Raw genomic sequence first — 20,015 nt, forward strand, 5'->3', positions numbered from 1 at the left:
CCCGCGGCCCGCATGCGCCGTCGCGTCTTCAGGAGAGGAAGATGAAATACAAGACATTGGGAAATACCGGCCTTCTGGTCTCGCAACTCTGTCTCGGGACCATGACGTTCAGCGACGGGACCGGAGTCTACGAGCATATCGGCAACGTCGGCCAGTCGGGCGCCGATGAACTGGTCAAGGCCAGCATCGATGCCGGCATCAACTTCTTCGACACGGCGGATGTCTATTCGGCCGGCGCCAGCGAGCGGACGCTGGGCCAGTCGTTCAAGAATCTGGGGATTCCCCGGAACGAGGTCGTGCTGGCGACGAAGGTCTACAGCCGGATGGGCCAGGGCCGGAATGACGTCGGCGCGTCGCGCGGCCACATCATGGACGCCGTCGAGGCCAGTCTGCGCCGGCTCCAGACCGATCACATCGACCTGTATCAGATCCACGCCACCGACACCTTGACGCCGGTGGAGGAGACGCTGCGCGCGCTCGATGATTTGGTCCGCCAGGGCAAGGTCCGTTACCTGGGCGTGTCCAACTGGCAGGCGTGGCGGATCGCGACGGCGCTGGGCGCCTCCGCGCGCCTCAACCTGGAGCGGTTCAACACGCTGCAGGCCTATTACTCCATCGCCGGGCGTGACCTGGAGCGGGAACTCAAGCCGCTGCTGGAGGCGGAGAAGATGGGCCTGCTGGTGTGGAGTCCGCTGGCCGGCGGCCTCCTGTCCGGCAAGTTCAGCCGCGAGAACCAGTCGCCGGAGGGGTCGCGCCGCTCTTCCTTCGACTTCCCGATCGTCGACAAGGAACGGGCCTGGACTGTCATCGACACGCTGAAGCCTATCGCGGCGGCGCACGGCTGCAGCTCGGCCCGCATCGCGCTGGCGTGGCTGCTGGCCAAGCCCGTCGTGACCTCGGTCATCGTCGGCGCCAAGCGGCTCAGCCAGTTGGAGGACAATATCGCCGCGACCGGCATTGTGCTCAGCGACGACGAAATCGCGGCGCTCGACGCCGTCAGCGAGTTGCCGCCGGAATACCCCGGCTGGATGCTCGCCACCCAGGGTTCCGACCGGTTAGGGCCTGTCGACCTGTGGGCCGACAAGATATCCCAGACGTCGTGATCAACGCGCGCCAGGCGCCGGATATGGCGCCTGGCGCCCCGAAAGCTCGGGATTGGCCCGCATCACTTCCTCGGTCAGAAAGTCGCCAACGGCCCGAACCCGGGCGGACGCGACAAGGTCAGCATGGGTCACCAGCCAGACCTCGGCGCTGAACATCTGATCGGGCGGAATGACCCGGATGAAGTCCTCCTTCATGGTCAGGAAATCCGGGATGACGGCCAGGCCCAGGCCGGCGCGCACGGCGGCGATCTGGGCGGGCAGGCTACTGGCGACCAGCGCGATCTTGCAGCCAGGGTATTCCCGCGCCAGCCAGGTCGCGGCCGGCATGAACGCGTGGCCGTCATCCCAGGCGATGAAGTGCCGTCCGCCCAGCGGCTCGCCGGCTATGGGAGGGTGCCGCTCAATGTATTCCCTGCTGCCGTAGACTGAGTAGGTCATGTGGCCCACGCGCCTGACCGTCAGGTTGCCGCGCGTCGGCCGCACAACGCGGAGCGCTATGTCCGCCTCGCGTCTTCCAAGCTCAGCCGTGACGGTGCTGGTGATGATTTCCAGGCAGATACCGGGGTAACGGTCCCGGAACGCCGGCAGGGCGGGGATGATGAGGTCCGTCGCCAGATTCTCGGACGTCGCGAGCCGGACGGTTCCCGCCGGCGTCTTGTCGAGGCCCGCGGCACCGCGTTCCAACGCCAGGATGCCGTCTTCGACCCGCTCGGCGTGCCTCAGCAACTCGCGCCCCTCGTCGGTGAGGAAGTAACCGGTCTGATGCCGCTGGAAGAGAGCCATGCCGACGCTCTGCTCAAATTCGGCGATGCGGCGACCGACGGTGGACTGGCTCACCCCGAGATCGGCGGACGTCCGGGTGAGGCTTCCGGTCCGCGCCACGGCCAGAAAATATTTGAGGTCGTTCCAGTCCATGCCCGTCATGCCCGGCCGCGTTATTGGGAGCCGGCCTTCACCCCTGGAGCAAGGATGGAGGCGAAGATCACCCGCTTGAATTGCTCGATGGGTTGGGGGGACCGGTCCACTTTCATGCGCATCATAGCGCCCTCCCAGGCGGAGAGAAGAAAGGTCGCGACGTCGCCGGCATCGAGATCGTCCCGGATCTCGCCCGATTCCTGGCCGGCACGCACAGCCTCGGCGAACGCGTCCGTGAGGGCGCGGCAAACCTCGACCAGATGGGCGCGCAGCACGTCGCTCTGTTCCGGCACCTCAAGGCTCATGTTGCCGACAAGGCAGCCGTATCGCCAGCCCGCCGCTTCCAGCCGTTCGGTGATGGCATCGAAATAGGCACGCAACCGTTCGATGGCCGGCCGGCCTTTATCACGCAGCGTGCCCTCCATGATCGCCTGTGTGCGCTCATGGTAGCGATCGAGGATGGTGGCGGCGAAAGCCTCCTTCGATCGGAAATGGTTGGTGAAACAGCCCTGGGGGACGCCGGCATCACTGGTGATCTCGCGCACGCCGGCACCGGCGTATCCACGCTCGTGCACCGTACGCACCCCGGACTCGATGATTTTTTCGCGAAGGGACGGTCTGGCCATTGCTAATAAATACAGTTGGACGTATTGCTTGGCAAGCACAGTTCCGCCGACGGCCCCTGAACGCTCACGTGGGATCCCCCGCGTGGAAGTGCCCAGCGCGACAATCCAAGAAGGCGAGAGATATGGCGATCATTGACTATACCCGTGCGGCGCTGGACGCGGCGGGCAGCACGCTGGCCGAAGCGGGCCCCGTCTACATGATCAACCTGGTGCGCTATCGGGACCAGGCCACCTATGAGGCCACCTTTGACGCGGCCTCTGACCTGCCGCCCTGCTCAGGCAGGGAAGCCTATTTCCAGCGGTATGCCCCCGCCTTCCAAGCGATCGCGCGGGGCGAGGACTATTCGGTTTTCTGGGTCGGCAATGTCCGAGGAGTGCTGGTGGGCGTCGCTGGCGAAGCCTGGGACGATATCGTCATCGTCCGTTATGCGAACTTCGCCACGCTGCGCCGGATTCTTGAGAACCCGGCCTACGCGGAGCAGGCCGCACCACACCGGCACGCGGCGTTTGCGGATTGGAAATTCATGGTCACCACCCAGCCCGAGCTGCCACGGTGAACAGACTTCCGCCCCCGCCCGCGCCCAACGGAGCACCGGAAGGACGCCCCTGAGGCCCTGTCAGCCTGCCGCCGTTCCGGCATCCGCGGCGATGGTGGTGATCAGATGGCCATGCGGATCGACCTCCGTCACGCAATCCGGCCCCACCGCGAAAGTCGACTCCCGCTCCTCGAACAGGGCGGCGCCGACGATGCGCATGCCCGGCGCCAGGGCGTAGCGGTCGTAGATCGCCGTGTCGACCAGGCCGAAATCCGGGAAATCGACCCGCCGGCGGCCGCGCAGCGGCTCCGCCCCCTCCTCCCGCGTCCGCGTCAGGCTGATCGGCTGAATGGGCAGCGAGGCGGAGAGGCGCCATCCGACCACCTCGACCGGCATGCCCTGGGCCGCCCGGCCGAACCGGGCGCGATAGGCCGCGCCGAAGGCTTCGTGGAGAGCCCCACCGTCACCGGCGGCGATCGCCTCCGCCGGGATGCCGACCGACACCTCGAAGCCCTGGCCGACATAGCGCATGTCGGCATAGAGCCTGGTCTGCATCGGCACGGTGGCGGCACTGGCCGCGTCCAGCAGACGCCGGGCCTGATCCGCCATGTCGGCGATCAGTCCCCGCACATGGGGCCAGTCCAGCCGAGCCACCGGCGACACGTACCCGCGCACGAAGTCGACCGTGGGCGGCGCCACCAGGAAGCCGAAGGCCGAGATGACTCCCGCGCCCGGCGGCACGATCAGCTGTCTGACCTTCAGCAGCTTGGCCAAGCCGTAGGCATGGACCGGGCCGGCGCCGCCGAAGGCGATCATGGTGTAGTCACGCGGATCTTTGCCGTTCTCGGCGAGGTGCATGCGGGTGGCCCCCGCCATGCTTTCGTTGACGACGGCCTGGATGCCGCGCGCGGCCCCGGATGCGTCGATACCCAGCGGCCGGCCCAGCCGGCTTTCCATCGCGTCGCCGGCCGCCGTGTCGCGCAGGCCCATCTCTCCCCCCAGGAAATAGGCGGGATCAAGATACCCCAGCATCAGGTCGGCGTCGGTTACCGTCGGCTCCGTGCCGCCGCGTCCATAGCAGACCGGGCCGGGCACGGAGCCGGCGCTGCGCGGCCCCACCTTGAGCAGGCCCAGGGTGTCCAGCCCCGCGATGGAGCCGCCGCCGGCGCCAATCTCGATCATGTCGACGACCGTGACCTTCAGCGGCAGCCCCGACCCCTGCTTGAAACGGTGCAGGCGGCCCGCCTCGAAGTCATGCTTGATGTGGGGGGCGTAATCCTCCACCAGGCACATCTTGGCCGTGGTCCCGCCCATGTCGAAAGAGATCACCCGCCGCTGTCCCGTCTCGCGGGCGATGTGCGCAGCCGCCATGGCGCCGGCGGCCGGGCCGGACTCGATGAGGCGCACCGGGAAGTTCTTGGCGTCCTCTATGGTGGTGATGCCGCCGCTGGACAGCATGATATACAGCTCGCCCGCGAAGCCCAGAGCGCGCAAATCATCGACCAGCCGATCCAGATAGCCGTGCACGCGGGGCTGGACATAGGCGTTGACGCAGGTGGTGTTGGTCCGTTCGTACTCGCGGATCTCCGGCGCGACCTCGGCGGACAGGGAGACCAGCAAGTCGGGATAGAGCCCCCGCACCACCTGACGTGCCGCCAGCTCGTGCGCCGGATTGCGGTAGGAATGCAGGAAGGCGATGGCCAGGGCCTCGATGCCCTCTTCCTCCACCAGGTGGCGGAGGGCGTCGCGCACCGCCTGCTCGTCCAGCGGCATGAACTCGCCACCATCGGCCTTCAACCGCCCCGGGATGTCCAGGCGCAGGTGACGCGGCACCAGGACGGGCACGGGTTCCAGCGCCAGATCGTCCACGTCGTACCGGATCTCCCGCCCCATCTCCAGGATGTCGCGGAAGCCCGCCGAGGCCAGCAGGCCGATCTTGGCGCCGGTCCGTTCCAGCACGGTGTTGGTGATCAGGGTCGTCCCGTGAACGATGCTGTGGATTTGATCGATGGTCGAGTTGGTCTCCGCCAGCAGGCGGACGATGCCCTCGACGATGGCCCGGCCCGGCTGGTCGGGGGTGGTCAGGCGCTTGCCGGTGGCGCTGAGGTCGCGGGCCTCGTCATGCAGGACAAAGTCGGTGAACGTGCCGCCGATGTCGACGCCGATGCGGATGGTCTTCTGCTTCATCACTTCAGTCCAAGGGCCAGAGCTTGCGTGGGGTAGTCGCGGCGTACGGCGTCGGTGGTCACCACGCCCCGCTTCAGATCGGTTTCGACGGCCGCGACCGGCCGGTCGGCCGGCGGTCCATAGCCACCGCCCCCGGGGAAGGACAGCGTCACGCTTTCGCCCGGCTGGATGAGGGAGCGTGACTTCATGGGCACGGTGCGCCCATCCCGATGGGCGGCCAGCGCGGGCGCCCCGGGGCCGCCCCCCATGATGCCCAGCGCCGGATGGCGCTCACGATCCCCCAGCAGCACCATCTGGATGGGTGCCGCGGCGGCGTTCAGGATTTCGCAGTCCTGGCCCAGGCCGCCGCGCTGGCGGCCCGCCCCGCCGGAGTCCGGCCGAAACGCCTTGCGCAGGAACAGCAGCGGCGACACCGTCTCCATCGCCTCGACGCTGCCCGCACCGGAATTGGTGGGGAAGGCGGTGGTGGACAGACCATCCCGCTCCGCCGAGGCGCCCATGCCGGCGCTGGCGAACAACAGCTGGCCGAAGCGCCCCCCGTCGGCGGTGCGCCCGCTGAAATGTGCGCGCAAGGCCGGCGCCCCGCCGCTGTCGGCCACCACCCGTTCCGGCATCAGCGGCGACAGCGCCTGGAACAGGGCGCAAGACAGCAGGTGCCCCGTCAGGTGGCGCGCCATGACCGGCGCCGGTGCGGTGGGATTCAGGATGGTCCCGGCCGGCGCCGTCACCCGGATGGGGCGGTAGGAGCCCTCATTGCGCCGCGTGAACGGGTCCAGCAGGCACTTCAACGGATAGATGGTGTAGGCGCGGGTATAGTTGAGCGTCGAATTGATCGCGTACGCCACCTGGGGGGAGGAACCGCCGTAGTCGACGGTGATGTCGTCGCCGGCGATGGTCACGGCGCAGGCGATGCGCGTCGGCTGGTCCCCCACGCCATCGGCCTCGATGGCGCCGCGATAGACGCCATCGGGCAAGCCGGCGATGGCGGCGCGCATCGCCCGCTCCGCCAGGCCGGTCACGGCGCGGCCCAGCCGTTTGAAATCAGGCTCGCCCGTGTCCTCCAGGAACTCCACCGCCCGGCGCCGGCACACCTCGTTCGCGTTGACCTGCGCCTCGATGTCGCCGAACACGATGTCCTTGAGGCGGATGTTGGCCAGCAGCAGCTGCACCAGGTCGTCATTCAGCTCCCCCGCGCGATAAAGCCGGACCGGGGGGATCAGCACACCTTCCTCGATCAGCTCGGTCGGACCCTCCTTGAAGGTGCCGCCAATATCGGGCGCATGGGCGGCGGAACCGGAGAAGCCGACCAGCACGCCGTGGTGGAAGATGGGGGCGACCACGACGATGTCCGGCAGATGGCCCGTACCGATCCAGGGATCGTTGGTCATGACCACGTCGCCCTCGCGCCAGGTCGGTGCCGGGAAACGATCCAGCATGGCGCGGGTGGCGCGTCCGACCAGGGCGGCGAAGGCCGGGATCCCCAGGGTGCACTCGCCGATCGTCTCGCCGCCCGCGTCCATGAGCACGGTGACGTAGTCGTTTGATTCACGGATGACGGTGGAGAAGGAGGTGCGCAGCAGCGTCGCCGCGGCCTCATCGGCGATGGCGATCAGCCGGCTCCACCAGATTTCCAGGGTGATGGGGTTGATCTCGCTGTCGATCATGCTGGGTCCTTCACACGGGAAAGGGTGGGCTGGTCGGATGCAGGCTGTGCCGCCGCGCCATCCGCCGCCACCAAGGACAGGGTCGAACGATAGGATCGCCGGCCGGCGGCGAGGATGAACGCCGCCGCGGCGAAGCCGCCGGGGGCCACGATGGCGATGGACCGGCCGATCATCATCGGGTTATGGAAGACGTGATCGTTCAGCACGCCGACCAGCAGGGGCCCGAAGGTCGCCGCCAGCAGGTTGGAACTGGCGATGTAGCAGGCCGACGCGATGGCCCGCATGCGGTTGGGCACCAGTTCGGCCAGGCAGGCCTGGACCAGGCCGAAGTTGAAACCGACCACGAACTGGATGGAGCCGATGGCGACCAGAGCCACGGCCTGGTCGGTGACCGCCATGACAAGGCTGGCGACCGCGCAGAAGGCCGCCGAGCCGGTGCCGACGATCAGCTTGCCGTCCTTCCGGCCCACCCGGGTCAGGGCGTCGGCCAGCATGGCGCCGACGATGGCGCCGAGCGGGCTCAGCACCAGGGTCATGCCCCCCAGCTTCTGGCCCGTGGGCCCCAGCGCCCAGCCGTGGACGCGGACGAAAAAGGTGGGGGCCCAGGATGCCAGGGTCGAGGCCGCCATGCTGGTGGTAGCGAAGCCGCCGACCGTGGTCAGCAGGGCCGCCTTCTTACGGGCGAATTCCGCCAGCACTTGGCGCAGGCTGGCGGTGGCCTCTGACCGCCGGCCGTCGTCCGTCAGGCGTGCCGGTTCCCGCACCGACAGCAGCAGCGGCACCATCAGGAGCCCGGCGGCACCCAGGATGATGAAGACCATCCGCCACGGCTCCGTCTGGCCGGCACCGTCGCGGCCGAAATATTTCAGCAGCGTGCCGCCAAGGCCGAGCGCCAGCCCGCTGCCGAAGAAGACCCCCATGGAATAGATGCTGAGCGCCCGCGTCCGCGCACCCGGCGAGAAGTAATCGGCGATCAGGGACACGGCGGCCGGCGCCAGGGCCGCCTCGCCGATGGCGACGCAAATCCGCGCGCCGAACAGTTGCGGCATATTTTGCGCCAGGCCGCACGCCGCCGTGGCGGCGCACCAGACGACCAGCCCCACCAGCGTCAGGTTACGGCGGTGCCGTGTATCCGCAACACGCGCCAGGGGAAAGCCGAACAGCGTGTAGAAGACGGCGAAGGCCGCGCCCTGCAACAGACCAAGCTGAGTGTCGTTGAGGTCAAAGCTCTTCTGGATCGGGCCGACCAGAAGCTGCAACAGAGCCCGATCCATGTAACTGAAGGTGAAACATAGGCACATCACAACGGCGACATACCAGGAATACGCGGTGTCCCGGCGATGCAGGGCGGCCTGCCTGCCCATTTGCGTCCTCCCGATTTTATTATTGTATGCTTGAGTGAAATACGGGTACCGCGAGGGCGTCAGGCAAGCTCGACCGACAGCAGGCGGGCGAACTGCTGACCGCCATGCATGTCGCGCTCATGCCGCCAGCCTTGGGGGTGCGGCCGGGGGTAGGAGATCTTGATCATGCGCAGCGCGTCCACCGGCACACGCTTCACGCCGCCCGGGTCCGTGCCGAACAGGCGGGCGAACAGGTCGGGCCCCAGCTCGGGCGCGTCCCGATAGCGCGCGAAACTGTCGTCGTCGGTGAAAAAGAAATCCACGGTGATCCAGAAAGGACCGGCGTTCTTCGACCGGACATGCCGGCACACTTCAGCGATCTTAGGCATTCGGCGTCTCCAGATGCTCAACGGTGCCGGTCGATGACACGTCCACCCACTCCGTCCTGACCAGTTCGAACCCGTCCTCGGTCTCGACGACATGGTTGAGCAGGAATTCATAAACACGCCCGCGCGGAATCTCGGCCGGCGTGAAGGGGAAGGCGTAGCTGGGCAGTTCCATGTCGAAGCGTATCGGCATGTGGAAAAAGTAGGGGTTGCAGGACCGCGCCATGCGGTCGGCCAGATCCTGGGTGCGCGCCGTCACCACAAACAGCACGCCCACGTCGCGCGGTGGCGGGGTATCGGCGGGCACGGGCTGGCCGGACGTACCGTTCCAGCCGTACAGGCGTAACGAGACCTCGAAATTGCCCGCCTCATCGCCGAAGGTGGCGGTGATGCGATCCACCAGCGTCTTGTGCATGCGGTCGTGGAATTCATCGAGGTTGGCCAGGACTTCCGGATCCTCAATGCCGATCAGCATGATGGTCTGGTAGTCGCCGCCACGGGCCCCCTCCAGCTTCATGGTGTAGGGCATGGGCCGCCAGATAGAGCCGACGACCCGGGTGATGCGCGGCTCGACCTGGGTGTAGACCGCCTCCTTGGCGTCCAGGATGCCGCCCGGTTCCACCAGCAGGAAGGGATCGCTGTTCTCATACAGCAGGTGGGCCGAGACGCTTTCGGGCGTGCAGCGGTTGCCGAGATCCAAGGGTTCCATGTCGAAGTGGTCGGTCCCGACATGCATCAGCACACCGCCCCGCCGCAGGTTGGTCGTGCACTGCCCACCGCATTCGGCAATCTTGGCGGCGTGCCAGGTCTGGGCCACGCCGGCGCCCCGCATCAGGGGCACGGCCGACAGCACGGCGGTGTCGGTGGTCCTGCCGCCCAGCACCAGGTTGGCGCCGCGCTGGACGGCATCCATGTAGGGCTCGGGCCCCATCAGGGCCACGATGTGGTCGCAGGCGTCGAACAGCTCATCGGTGGCCTGGCCCAGCGGCGCCAGCGGCCGGATCTTCCCCTGCGCCAGCTTGCGCTTCAGCACCGCCGCCGGCTGTTCGCTATACAGGCAGGCGATGCGCAGGCCTATGCCCAGTTCCCGCGCCACCTCGATGGCAATGTCGCGGGTCCAGTCCACGCTGGCGTCCGCGCCGCAGGTGCCGCAGGTGCCCACCAGCACCGGAATGCCGGCCTCATCGGCCATCTGCAGAAGGACCAGGAGATCCTGCTTGATCGACTCCCTGTTCATCTTGGAGACGCCGCGCGCCAAGTAGGAGGGCCCGCTGTCCGTCGAACCGGCGTCAATGGCGATGGCATGGGCGCCCTGGGCCAGGCCATAGGCGATGTGTTCCCGTTTCACTCCCGCGCCGAGCATTCCACTCGGCACGATGACCTTGGTCACCGTCCGTTCCAACTCCGACATTTCCTCGTGTCCCGTCCGTTTATTCTTAGCAATATGCATAACAAACTTGACCGACGCTACGGAGTAAGGGATAAGTCGTCAATCTTGATTATAAAAGTTTAGAAATGGTCGACGACGACTACATATCGGCTGAAGAGGCCGCGGCGCTGCTGGGTGTCACCATCGACACCTTCTACGTCTATGTGACGCGCAAGAATTTGCGGTCCACGGGCATTCCCAATTCGCGCAAGCGCCGCTACTGGCGCGCCGACGTGGAACAGCTGCGCGGCCGCGGCCGCAAGCCGCCGGCCAGCCCGACGGACCTGGACGCCGAAAGCTCCATCACCCTGCTGACTGAGGACAATCTGTTCTACCGGGGGCAGAGCGTCCGGGAACTGGTGAACCGCCCCACCTTCGAAAGCGTGGCCGCCCTGTTGTGGGACGTGGACGCCGACGCGGTGTTCGGCGAGTCGCTGCCGGCGTTTCCCGATACGGTCAAGGCGGTGCGCCGCGCACTGGCGGATGAATCGCCCCTGGATCAGGCCATCGCCCTTTTCCCTTTGATCGAAAAGGTGAATCCGCGCTCGCAGGATTTCTCGCCGGCCGGCATGGCCCGGACGGGCGGCGACGTGCTGCGCGCCTTCACGGCGCTGATCGCCGGGCATGACCGCCCCGACCGCAGGGCCATCCATGTGAGCATCGCCGAGGCCTTCGGCCTCACCGACCGCCAGGCGGCGCTGTTGCGGCGCGTCATGATCCTGGCCGCCGACCATGGGCTGGAGCCCGCGACCTTCGCCGTGCGGGCGATCGCCAGCACCGGCGTCTCGCCCTGGCGGGCGGTGTCCACGGGCCTGACCATCGCCATCGGCCGCAAGACACGCCCGGTCCAGTTCGCCGCCATCGGCCGGCTGGTCAAGGAAATCGTTGAAACGGAACGGCCTTTCGAGCCCATCACCCGCCGTGTCCAGGAAGGCGACGCCATCGCGGGTTTCTTGCCCGCCACCAGCGGCCGCGACGTGCGTGCCACCGTCCTGCTGGATCTGCTGGAAGCCGACTATGCGCGCGATGCCGACTTCCAGCGGTTGATGGCGGCAATCGGCGCGGCGCGGGACATCGGCGGCTATGAGCCGAGCTTCGCCCTGCTGGGCGGATTCGCCGGACTGAAGCTCGGCTTACGCTCGCGCGAGGCCACCTTTTTCCTGGCCCGCGCCGCCGGCTGGATCGCCCACGCCATCGAGCAGAGCCTGGGCGGCGAGCGCGAGCGCCACGAACCGCACTATCGCGGGCCCCTACCCGGCCTGTGAATGGGACCGCCCGTCCGCGACCACGCAGTCGGCGGGCGGATCGCCGCCATCCAGCACGGCCACGACCGACCGTGCGGCGATCATGTTGGTGCGGTCCAGCCCTTCGCGCGACGAGGCGGCGGCATGCGGCGTCGCCACCACGTCGTCGCGCGCCAGCAGGGCGGCGGTGACCTCGCGGTAATCCTGATCGCTTTCGCTGACGAAGACGTCCAGCCCAGCGCCGGCCAGACGCCCGGCCTCCAGCGCGGCAAGCAGGGCGCGATCGTCCACCAGGCCGCCGCGCGCGGCATTGACCAGGATGGCACCCGGCTTCATCGCCGCCAACGCCGCCCCGTCGATCATGAAGCGTGTCGCGGGCGTCAGCGGCGCATGTACGGACACATAGTCACTGCGCCGCAGCAGTTCCGGTAGCGAAACGAACTCCACACCCTCGGGGGCATCCGGGGGAACAGGCCCCGGTGTGCAGACCAGCACCGTAGCGTCGAAGCCGCTCAGGCGCCTGATCACGCTGCGCCCGATGCGGCCGTATCCGATGATGCCGACGGTCTTGCGGTACAGGTCCGTGCTGATCTGGATGGCCCATTTGCCCGCGGCCATGTCCGCCTGGGACCGCCGGAACCGGCGCCCAACAGCCAGCATCAGACCGATGGTATGGTCGGCCACGGCGGCATCGTTGCCACCGGCGGCGATAGTGACTACCCGGCCCAGCTCCCGCGCCGCGGCCAAATCGACCCGCTCATATCCCACCCCCCGGCGGGACACCACCGCCAGATCCGGCAGGGCCGCCAGCAGCGAGCGGGTGACGCGCGCATGCCCGACGATCCAGCCGGCCGCCCCGGCCAGGCAGGCCCGCAATTCGTCTTCCGTCAAATCGGCATCGGCCCGACCCGGCGGCAGGGCCAACACCTCAGCCTCACAGCCTTGGTCGCGCAGATAATCCAGCGATGCCTGATCGAAAAACTTCTGACTGATAAGGACTCGACGGTTTCCTGCCATGACACCCTCCCGCGCCGCCGCGACGCGCCGTTCATTGACCGATAGGTTCGTTGATTGATGGGCGACGAACATGAGGGGGCACCTCTCGATCTGTCAAGATCAAGGCGCCATCACAGACAGACTACTTAACTATATCAATCAAGATTGACAATATTCAGCCTTGGCTTAGCGTAGCTGGACCATTTTCAGGTTCTGTTAAGCGGCTTAAGCCGCGGGCACCCAACCCGCTGGCGATGTTCCCATCATGGCTGACAAACAAAAACCCGCCGCACGAACGGTCGGGCTCAGGGAGGGTGTAAATTGAAAAAAGGAAGCTATCGTCTTCGTTGTGGCATTGGCGCCGCCGCGTTGGTGCTGGGCCCGGTCTGGGCCGCCGCCGCGCAGGAGGCGGGGCCGGACGTCGGCCAGTTGGATGAAATCATCGTCACCGCGCAAAAGCGGGCGCAGTCGGCCGACAGCGTCGGCATGTCCATCACCACGCTGAGCGGTGCCGATCTGCAGCGGCAGGGGGTCGACAGCGTCGGCGACCTGGCGCGCGTCGATCCCAGCTTCGTCGTTTCCCAAACCAACTACAGCTCGCCGGTCTACAGCATCCGCGGCGTCAGCTATAATGATTTCTCCATCGCCGCGACGCCCACCGTCAGCGTCTATACCGACGAAGTGCCCTACGCCTATCCGGCGCTGTCCAAGGGGGCGACGTTCGACCTGGAGCGGGTGGAGGTGCTGAAGGGACCGCAAGGCACGTTATACGGCCAGAACGCGACCGGTGGCGCCGTCAACTACATCGCCGCCAAGCCCACCAACCAGTTCGAGGCCGGGTTGGACGGCACCTTGGGCCGCTTCGCCGCCGCCGGGCTGGACGGCTTTGTCAGCGGCCCGATCAGCGACACCCTGGCCGGCCGCTTCGCCTTCAGCATCCGCGAGGGCGGTGACTGGCAGCAGAGCAATACGCGCGACGACACCTTGGGCCAGCAGAACAGCGTGAAGCTGCGCGCCCTGCTGGACTGGAACCCCACGGACGCGCTGCAGGTCCAAGCCAACTTCAACGGCTTCATCGACCGGTCCGACCTGCCTGCCGCCAACCTGGTCAAGATCGTGCTGCAGCGGCAGTCCTCGGCCGCCCTGGTCCCGAACACGACCAAGGCCAAACCCGGCCCGGATGATCCGGAGGCGGCGGACTGGCTGGCCGGGACCACGCCCCGGGTGGACGAGTCCACCGAGCAGGCCTCGCTGCGCGCCGACTACGCGCTGCCCCACGGCATGACCCTCACCTATCTCGGCTCCTTCCAGCACTTCACCCAGAACGACCTGAACGAGCCGCAGGGCGCCAACTATCATTTCAGCCAGCTGCAGAGCGGCATCGTCAACGCCACGTCGCAGGAACTGCGCTTGAGCGGCAAGGAGTTCGACGACCGCCTGAACTGGTTGGTGGGCGCCGACTACGCCAAGGCCTACACGCGCGAAACCCAGTTGTACGATCTCGCCGGCTCCTCCTCCTCCTTCGCGCTGACCAACGTGCCGCTGCTGATCGGCAAGCCGGCCATTCCGCCCTTCAGCGGCAACCGCAGCGATTCCGATGACGATTCGATCAGCCGCGCGGCGTTCGGCAACGTCGAATACCACCCGCTGGAAGAGTTGGGCATCACCGCCGGCGCCCGGTACACGACCACGGCCATCAGCCATGGCGGGTGCACGCGCGACACCGACGGCAACACCGCCGCCGGCGCAACGGTGATCGAGACCATCCTGAAGCACGGAGTCGGCGTCGTCCCAGCGGTGCGCGGCGGCTGCACGACGCTGGACGCCAGCTCCACGCCGGCCTACATCAACCAGCGGCTGAGCGAGGACAATGTCTCCTGGCGGGTCGGCCTCAACTGGACCCCGGTGGAACGGACCCTGATCTACGGCACGGTCAGCCGCGGCTTCAAGGCCGGCAGCTTCCCGACACTATCCGCTTCCTCCTATCTGCAATTGCGGCCGGTCACCCAGGAGGAGTTGCTGGCCTATGAACTGGGGGTGAAGACCCGCCTGCTGAACAACCGCCTGGAAATCGACGGTGCCTTGTTCCACTACGACTACACCAACAAGCAGCTGGAGGCTCGCAGCCTGGATCCGAATGGCGTGTTCGGGCTGCTGAGCGTCCTGGTCAACGTGCCCAAGTCGAAGGAAGACGGAGCCGAGCTCAGCCTGCGCGCCAAGCCCCTGGACAATCTGACCGTCACCGCCAAGACGACGTATCTGCATTCCTGGGTCGAGAGCGATTATTTCGGCTACAATGCCTTCACCACCACGCCGGTGAATTTCAAAGGCCAAGCCTTCCCCAATACACCCCGATGGTCTTTCCTGGTGGATGCCCAGTATGACTGGAGCGTCAGCAGCGCCTACACCGCCTTCGTCGGCGCCAGCGCCCGCTATCAGACCAAGACACAAGGGCTGTTCGGCACCCAGAGCGCCATCAGCCAGGGCTATCCCTCAACCTACAACGCCGACTACGGCGTCATCGACCTGCGGGCTGGCCTATCGTCCGTCAGCGGCACCTGGCGCTTCGAGGGCTTCGTCCGGAATCTGACCAACACCTTCTACGCCATCCAGACCACCCGCGTGGGCGATTCCGTCGTCCGCTTCCAGGGTCAGCCGACGACCTATGGGGTCACGGTCTCCTACCGGTACTGAAGCCATCGGGGGCGGATCCATGGTCAGCTCGCTCGGCCATCGCCATCATGATGTGGCGTTGGCTACCCTGGCGGCCCGCCCCGTCCTACCCACCACCGTGCTGGTGGATGCATGATTTAGTCCGACCCTGGACGCGGGCCCGCCTGGCGGATCACCGCCAGCGCCGCCGCCGGCCAGGCACGATCAGGCAGCAGGTGGTCGTCTTCCACCCGCATGCCGATCTCCGCCCGCCAGCGGCCGCCGACACGGGACGAATTGTGCCAATTGCCGGTGGCGGCGTTGTCGGCGGTGACGCCCCAGGCGAAGTTCTTGCCCACGGTATTGGCGTTCAGCCAATAGCCGTCGGTCTCCACCACATTGCCCTTCACCCGCAGGTGCTTGCTGCCCTCGTCCAGGTAGATGCCGATGCGGTCGGCGATGTCGAAGACGTGGTTGTCGCGGATGACCGTGCCGGGGTTGGCCGACAGGTTGTAGATGGCACCGCCGTCGAAGAACCATTTCTTCACACCATGGATGCGGTTGCCCGCCACCGTCATGTTCCGCAGCACGGTGGGCTGGTCGAACACGGGGTTGTGCAGATAGCCCTTCTGGGTTTCCCGGTAGTTCCGGTTGCCGCCCACGTCGTTGTAGCCCCAGCCCCAGCCGATGGCGATGCCGTCGTAATTGGCGTCGGAGATGTCGTTGTGCAGAATGTCGGCCCTGTCGATGTAGGTCGCCAGTACCGCCGCGTTGTCCTTGTAATCGCGGGCCACGTCGGTGATGACGTTGTCGGCGATGGTCAGGTTGCGGTTGACCTGGCGCGGATCGGCGGGGTGGTGCGATTCCACCCTAACGCCGCCGGCCATGATGGCCCCGCCGGCGATGACGGCGAAGCGGTTGCTCAGCACCTTCACCCCATCCGTCCCCAGGCCCACGCCGGTCAGGTGGGCGTCGGCGTCGTTACCTATGCCCAGCGCCACCTGCCCCAGCTGGCTGAAGGTGTTGCCTGTGAAGGTGATGTCGCGCGCAGCCGAGACCTGCACGGCGCCGGGGATCTGGTCCCACTTCTGGCGCATGCTCTCGAATTCCGGGCACCCCCAGCCGCAGGTGGCGTAGGCGTCCGCCGGCCGCAAGGGGGAAACCTCCTTGAGGTAGGCGCCGCTCTGCTGATTGGCGTAGCCGGTGTCCCGCGACGGCCCCATCCAGCTGGTATGGGAAAAGCGCAGTCCCTGGAAGGTCAGGTTGCGGATGGGATGGTCATAGCTGCCGCCGATGGCGACCAGCGCCTCCAGCCGGGGCAGGATAATCGTCATGGTGGCGACGTCGGCGTCGGGCCGGGGCTTCACATACAGTTTGCCGGCGGCGGGATCGATGTACCACTGGTTCTGGTTCATGTGCCACTCGCCGCGCTTTCCGAAGAATTCCGGCGCATTCACCAGGAACAGCCGCGCCTGGTCAGGCATGAAGGGCTTGTTCAGCGTGTCATAGCCCCAGCTGTTGTTGTCCCAGGCCGGCTGCTTCAGCGTGACCTGCATGCCGTCGATCCGCTCCACCGGGGAATAGCGATCGGTGAAGATGCCCGTGGCCTCCACCTCCAGCCGCTGCGGCGCCTTGACGGCGGCGATGGAGGCCAGCGCCGGGTTTTTCAGGATGAAGCCGTGGGCGGTGAACTCCACATCATGGTGGGTGATCTCAATGGCTGGCCGATCGGCGGCTGTGCCGTCGATCCACAGCTGGCGGCTATCCAGGCCCTTGGGCACGTCGGCGACGTAAATGTCGTTCTCTGCGTCCGCCAGCGTCCAGCCGGTGACGCGCATGCCGCCCGAAATTAGGGCCTCAGCCCCTGCCGCCGCCTTCCACACCACGTGGTGGTCCCCCTGTCCGCCGTCGGCGGCGGCGAGGACCAGCGGCTTGTCCAGCGCGTACGTGCCGGCCGCCAGTTCCACCGTGACGTCACGGTCGCGATTGGCCGCGCGCACCGCCGCCTGGGCGCGGACCAGGGTGCGGAAGGGCCGTGCCATCGTTCCGGGTGCGGAATCATCGCCGCCAGGCGCCACGTGAAAGGTCACGGACTCTGCCGCCGCGGCCACGCCGGGCAACAGCAGCAGCACACCCGCCAGCAGCAGGCGGGTCCAGGGCGGCGGGGTGATCATAAGCAAACGCTCCCTAATGTTTATATCCCGCCCAATACCGGCCGCCCCAGTACAGACTGCCCCAGTATAAACCGCTATCAAACCACCTGCCGTGCCGCATCCAGGCGCAAGGTCAGGTCGGCGCGGCCCGGCATTTCGGCCAGGATGTGCCGGGTCAGGCGTTCGTAGAACTGGATGAAGCGGCTGACCTGGTCGTCGGTCATGGTGCCGTCGGTGGGCTTGCCCGCCGCGCGCAGCTTGGCGCGCAGGCCCTCCTCCTGTTGGATGCGCCAGCCGCGCACCACGGCGAAGTCGGGGGCGGCCAGCAGAACCAGGGCGTCCAGACGACCGAACAGGCGCTGATAGTCCCCGGCCAGGGCGGCGTTCACATGCTGACGCCACTCTCCGCCGGCATCGCGGTCCCGCTCCAGCTCATTCACCGGCGGGCCCAGGTCGGCGGCATCCTGCGGCACGGCGCCCACGCACCAGCCTTCGAACAGCACCACGTCGACCGGACCCTCGACCCAGGCGCCCTCGGCGGTGCGGCTGTCCACGGCCTTGTCGAAGCGCGGTAGCAGCGTGCGGCCCGGCGTCCCCAGCCCGTCCAGAACCGCCAGGCCCAAGCCTACGTCATGCGTGCCGGGCACGCCGCGCGTGGCCAGCAGGGGATGGACGTCACGGGCCAGATCCTGCCGCTCTTCCTTGGTCAGATACAGATCGTCCAGCGATAGTACGGCGACCCGCAGGCCCGACGCCGCCAGCCGCTCGGCCAGGCCGTCGGCCAGGGTGGACTTGCCGCTGCCCTGGGCACCGCAAATGCCCAGGATGAAGGGGCGGCGCGGCACATCATCCAGGCGCCGGCGCAGCAGGCCCTCCACCAGGTCAAGCGACGCGGTCATGCGGCACCTCGCCCGCGAAGAAGCGGTCCAGGTTGGCGGCGACCCGCATGCCCATGGCGGTGCGCGTCTCCAGCGTGGCGCTGCCCAGGTGGGGCAGCAGCACGGCGTTGGGCAAGGCGATCAGGCCGGGGTTCACCGCCGGCTCCCCCTCGAACACGTCCAGGCCGGCTGCGGCGATGGCGCCGCTGGACAGGGCCGCGATCAGGTCCGCCTCGTTCACCACGGTGCCGCGCGCAGTGTTGACCAGGATGGCGGTGGGCTTCATGCGCGCCAGCAGGGCGGCGTTCACCAGATGGCGCGTGGCCGGCCCGCCGGGGCAATGCAGGGATAAGACATCCGAGGTGGCGGCCAATTCCTCCAGGCTGTCGATATGGGCGGCGTCCAGGGCCGCCTCCACGGCCGCATCGGCCCGGCGGCGGCTGTAATAGGCGATGGACAAGCCAAAGGCCCGGGCGCGGGCCGCCGTCGCCTGGGCGATACGGCCGAAGCCCACCAGGCCCAGCCGCTTGCCCGCCAGCCCCTGGCCCAGCAGGTGGGTCGGACGCCAGCCGGTCCACTGGCCGGCGCGCAGCTCCCGCTCCCCCTCGCCCGCGCGGCGGCTGGCCATCAGCATCAGCAGGATGGCCAGGTCCGCGGTGGCGTCGGTCAGCACGTCTGGCGTGTTGGTGACGACGATGCCGGCGGCCTTGGCCGCCTCCAGGTCGATATGCTCGAAGCCGGCGCCGAAGTTGCCCAGGATGCGCACCCGGGCATTCGGGGCCGCCAGGATGGCGGCGCCAATCCGGTCGGTGACCGTGGGGCAGATGGCATCATACCGGCCCATGGCCTCGGTCAGTTCAGCGGCGCTCAACGGCCGGTCGCCAGGGTCCACGGTGACGTCGTAGCGCTGGCGCAGGTGCGCCTCCACGGCGTCGGGCCAGCGGCGGGTCAGCAGGATCTTCGGGGCCATGGCGCTTCCTGTTCAGGCGGTGGGCGGGATGGGCGGGCATCATAGCCCTAAATCACCGGGGCGCAGCCACGACAGAGGACCCAGCCCCGTCGGGGCGGAAGACGCGGCCGAACAATGGGGCCTGGGAATTAGCGGGGAGCAGGTCGGTCATCATCGGAGGCCTCAGCGCCGCTGGAACATGGGCGGCCGCTTCTCCTTGAAGGCGGCGCGGCCTTCCGCCGCGTCGGCGGTGGCGAAGCAGATGGTCTGCAGATCGCGCTCATACGCCATGGCCTGTTCCAGAGGCATGGAGAAGGCGGCCCGCAGGTTCAGCTTGGCCGTTTCGGCCGCGATGGGCGCCCGGGCGGCGATGGTGGCGGCCAGCGCCTGGGCGCGGGGCAGCAGGGCCGCCGGCTCCACCACCTCGCTGACCAGGCCCCAAGCCAGCGCCCGGGCGGCATCGACCGGATCGCCCGTCATGATCATCAGGGCGGCGTTGGAGGCCCCGATGGAATGGGCCAGGAAAGCCGCCATGCCGCCGCCGCCGATCCAGCCCAGCTTGATCTCCGGCGCCGCGAACTGGGCGTTGGTGGCGGCGATGCGGATGTCGCAGGACAGCGCCGTCTCCAGCCCGCCGCCGAAGGCATAGCCGTTGACGGCGGCGATGGTGGGTTTCAGGCAATGGTGGATGGCGTCGCAATAGTCGGCGCGGTTGCGGAAATCCCAGGGTGTCGCATAACCGTCCAGTTCCCCGATGTCCGACCCGCAGCAGAACGACCGTTCGCCCTCCCCGGTGATGACCACGGCGCGGATGGTGTCGCTGCCGTTGCATTCGGTGACGGCGCCGGTCAGGGCCTTTGCCATCTCCGGCGTGACGGAGTTCAGCTTCTGCGGACGGTTGAGCGTCAGGGTGGCGACGTGGCCATCCACGCTGAACAACACTTCATCGGTCAA

General features: G+C 67.5%; 16 protein-coding genes. 4 read left to right on the top strand and 12 right to left on the bottom strand.

The window, feature by feature from the left end; all coding sequences use genetic code 11:
* The first annotated feature begins 41 nt into the window (after positions 1-41).
* Positions 42-1,103 carry an aldo/keto reductase gene (locus FBZ87_RS18460; protein ID WP_145612037.1) on the top strand — a complete coding sequence of 354 codons (1,062 nt, stop codon included), beginning with the start codon at positions 42-44 and terminating at the stop codon, positions 1,101-1,103.
* On the opposite strand, the gene FBZ87_RS18465 is transcribed toward FBZ87_RS18460, so the two are convergent.
* Both FBZ87_RS18465 and FBZ87_RS18470 read right to left on the bottom strand, forming a co-directional pair.
* Positions 1,104-2,018 (bottom strand): LysR family transcriptional regulator, encoded by a 915-nt coding sequence (locus tag FBZ87_RS18465; RefSeq protein ID WP_145612039.1) that lies wholly within the window; start codon positions 2,016-2,018, stop codon positions 1,104-1,106.
* 20 nt (positions 2,019-2,038) lie between these two features.
* A complete protein-coding gene (locus FBZ87_RS18470) occupies positions 2,039-2,683 on the bottom strand; it encodes a TetR/AcrR family transcriptional regulator (protein WP_211106993.1) in 645 nt (214 codons plus the stop codon).
* Positions 2,684-2,766: 83 nt separating this feature from the next.
* Here FBZ87_RS18470 and FBZ87_RS18475 point away from each other — a divergent pair, with 83 nt between their 5' ends.
* Positions 2,767-3,201, top strand: coding sequence for a DUF1330 domain-containing protein (locus FBZ87_RS18475; RefSeq protein WP_145612041.1), 435 nt, complete (start codon positions 2,767-2,769; stop codon positions 3,199-3,201).
* Between the two features lie 60 nt (positions 3,202-3,261).
* Here the strand turns inward: FBZ87_RS18475 and FBZ87_RS18480 are convergent, their stop codons facing one another.
* From FBZ87_RS18480 to FBZ87_RS18500, 5 genes are read right to left on the bottom strand one after another with little or no spacing between them, the layout of a single operon-like run.
* Positions 3,262-5,367 (bottom strand): hydantoinase/oxoprolinase family protein, encoded by a 2,106-nt coding sequence (locus FBZ87_RS18480; RefSeq protein WP_145612043.1) that lies wholly within the window; start codon positions 5,365-5,367, stop codon positions 3,262-3,264.
* Positions 5,367-7,031, bottom strand: a complete 1,665-nt coding sequence (locus tag FBZ87_RS18485) for a hydantoinase B/oxoprolinase family protein (RefSeq protein ID WP_145612045.1) — start codon at positions 7,029-7,031, stop codon at positions 5,367-5,369. Before FBZ87_RS18485 ends, FBZ87_RS18480 begins: the two co-directional genes overlap by 1 nt.
* Positions 7,028-8,395 (bottom strand): spinster family MFS transporter, encoded by a 1,368-nt coding sequence (locus FBZ87_RS18490; protein ID WP_145612047.1) that lies wholly within the window; start codon positions 8,393-8,395, stop codon positions 7,028-7,030. The genes FBZ87_RS18485 and FBZ87_RS18490 overlap by 4 nt, the downstream gene beginning before the upstream one ends.
* A gap of 59 nt (positions 8,396-8,454) precedes the next feature.
* The gene (locus FBZ87_RS18495; RefSeq protein ID WP_145612049.1) at positions 8,455-8,763 is read right to left on the bottom strand and encodes a DUF4387 domain-containing protein; all 309 of its coding nucleotides are present in this window, start codon (positions 8,761-8,763) and stop codon (positions 8,455-8,457) included.
* Positions 8,756-10,171, bottom strand: a complete 1,416-nt coding sequence (locus FBZ87_RS18500; RefSeq protein ID WP_246134478.1) for an acyclic terpene utilization AtuA family protein — start codon at positions 10,169-10,171, stop codon at positions 8,756-8,758. Before FBZ87_RS18500 ends, FBZ87_RS18495 begins: the two co-directional genes overlap by 8 nt.
* A 104-nt stretch (positions 10,172-10,275) precedes the next feature.
* Here FBZ87_RS18500 and FBZ87_RS18505 point away from each other — a divergent pair, with 104 nt between their 5' ends.
* A complete protein-coding gene (locus tag FBZ87_RS18505) occupies positions 10,276-11,454 on the top strand; it encodes a citrate synthase (RefSeq protein WP_145612053.1) in 1,179 nt (392 codons plus the stop codon).
* On the opposite strand, the gene FBZ87_RS18510 is transcribed toward FBZ87_RS18505, so the two are convergent.
* Positions 11,440-12,450 (bottom strand): phosphoglycerate dehydrogenase, encoded by a 1,011-nt coding sequence (locus FBZ87_RS18510; RefSeq protein WP_145612055.1) that lies wholly within the window; start codon positions 12,448-12,450, stop codon positions 11,440-11,442. The genes FBZ87_RS18505 and FBZ87_RS18510 overlap by 15 nt on opposite strands.
* A gap of 300 nt (positions 12,451-12,750) precedes the next feature.
* Between FBZ87_RS18510 and FBZ87_RS18515 the strand changes: the two genes are divergently transcribed.
* Positions 12,751-15,123, top strand: a complete 2,373-nt coding sequence (locus tag FBZ87_RS18515) for a TonB-dependent receptor (RefSeq protein ID WP_145612056.1) — start codon at positions 12,751-12,753, stop codon at positions 15,121-15,123.
* 116 nt (positions 15,124-15,239) lie between these two features.
* Here FBZ87_RS18515 and FBZ87_RS18520 read toward each other — a convergent pair whose 3' ends face one another.
* The 4 genes from FBZ87_RS18520 to FBZ87_RS18535 all read right to left on the bottom strand — a co-directional run bounded on the left by FBZ87_RS18520 (position 15,240) and on the right by FBZ87_RS18535 (position 20,015).
* Positions 15,240-17,255: a right-handed parallel beta-helix repeat-containing protein gene (locus FBZ87_RS18520; RefSeq protein ID WP_145612057.1), complete on the bottom strand. Its 2,016-nt coding sequence runs from the start codon at positions 17,253-17,255 to the stop codon at positions 15,240-15,242.
* A gap of 77 nt (positions 17,256-17,332) precedes the next feature.
* The gene (locus FBZ87_RS18525) at positions 17,333-18,133 is read right to left on the bottom strand and encodes a kinase (RefSeq protein WP_145612058.1); all 801 of its coding nucleotides are present in this window, start codon (positions 18,131-18,133) and stop codon (positions 17,333-17,335) included.
* Positions 18,117-19,082 carry a 2-hydroxyacid dehydrogenase gene (locus tag FBZ87_RS18530; RefSeq protein ID WP_145612059.1) on the bottom strand — a complete coding sequence of 322 codons (966 nt, stop codon included), beginning with the start codon at positions 19,080-19,082 and terminating at the stop codon, positions 18,117-18,119. Before FBZ87_RS18530 ends, FBZ87_RS18525 begins: the two co-directional genes overlap by 17 nt.
* A 162-nt stretch (positions 19,083-19,244) precedes the next feature.
* Positions 19,245-20,015 carry an enoyl-CoA hydratase/isomerase family protein gene (locus tag FBZ87_RS18535; RefSeq protein ID WP_145612060.1) on the bottom strand — a complete coding sequence of 257 codons (771 nt, stop codon included), beginning with the start codon at positions 20,013-20,015 and terminating at the stop codon, positions 19,245-19,247.

It is taken from the genome of Nitrospirillum amazonense, assembly GCF_007828035.1.
Lineage (GTDB): Bacteria > Pseudomonadota > Alphaproteobacteria > Azospirillales > Azospirillaceae > Nitrospirillum > Nitrospirillum amazonense.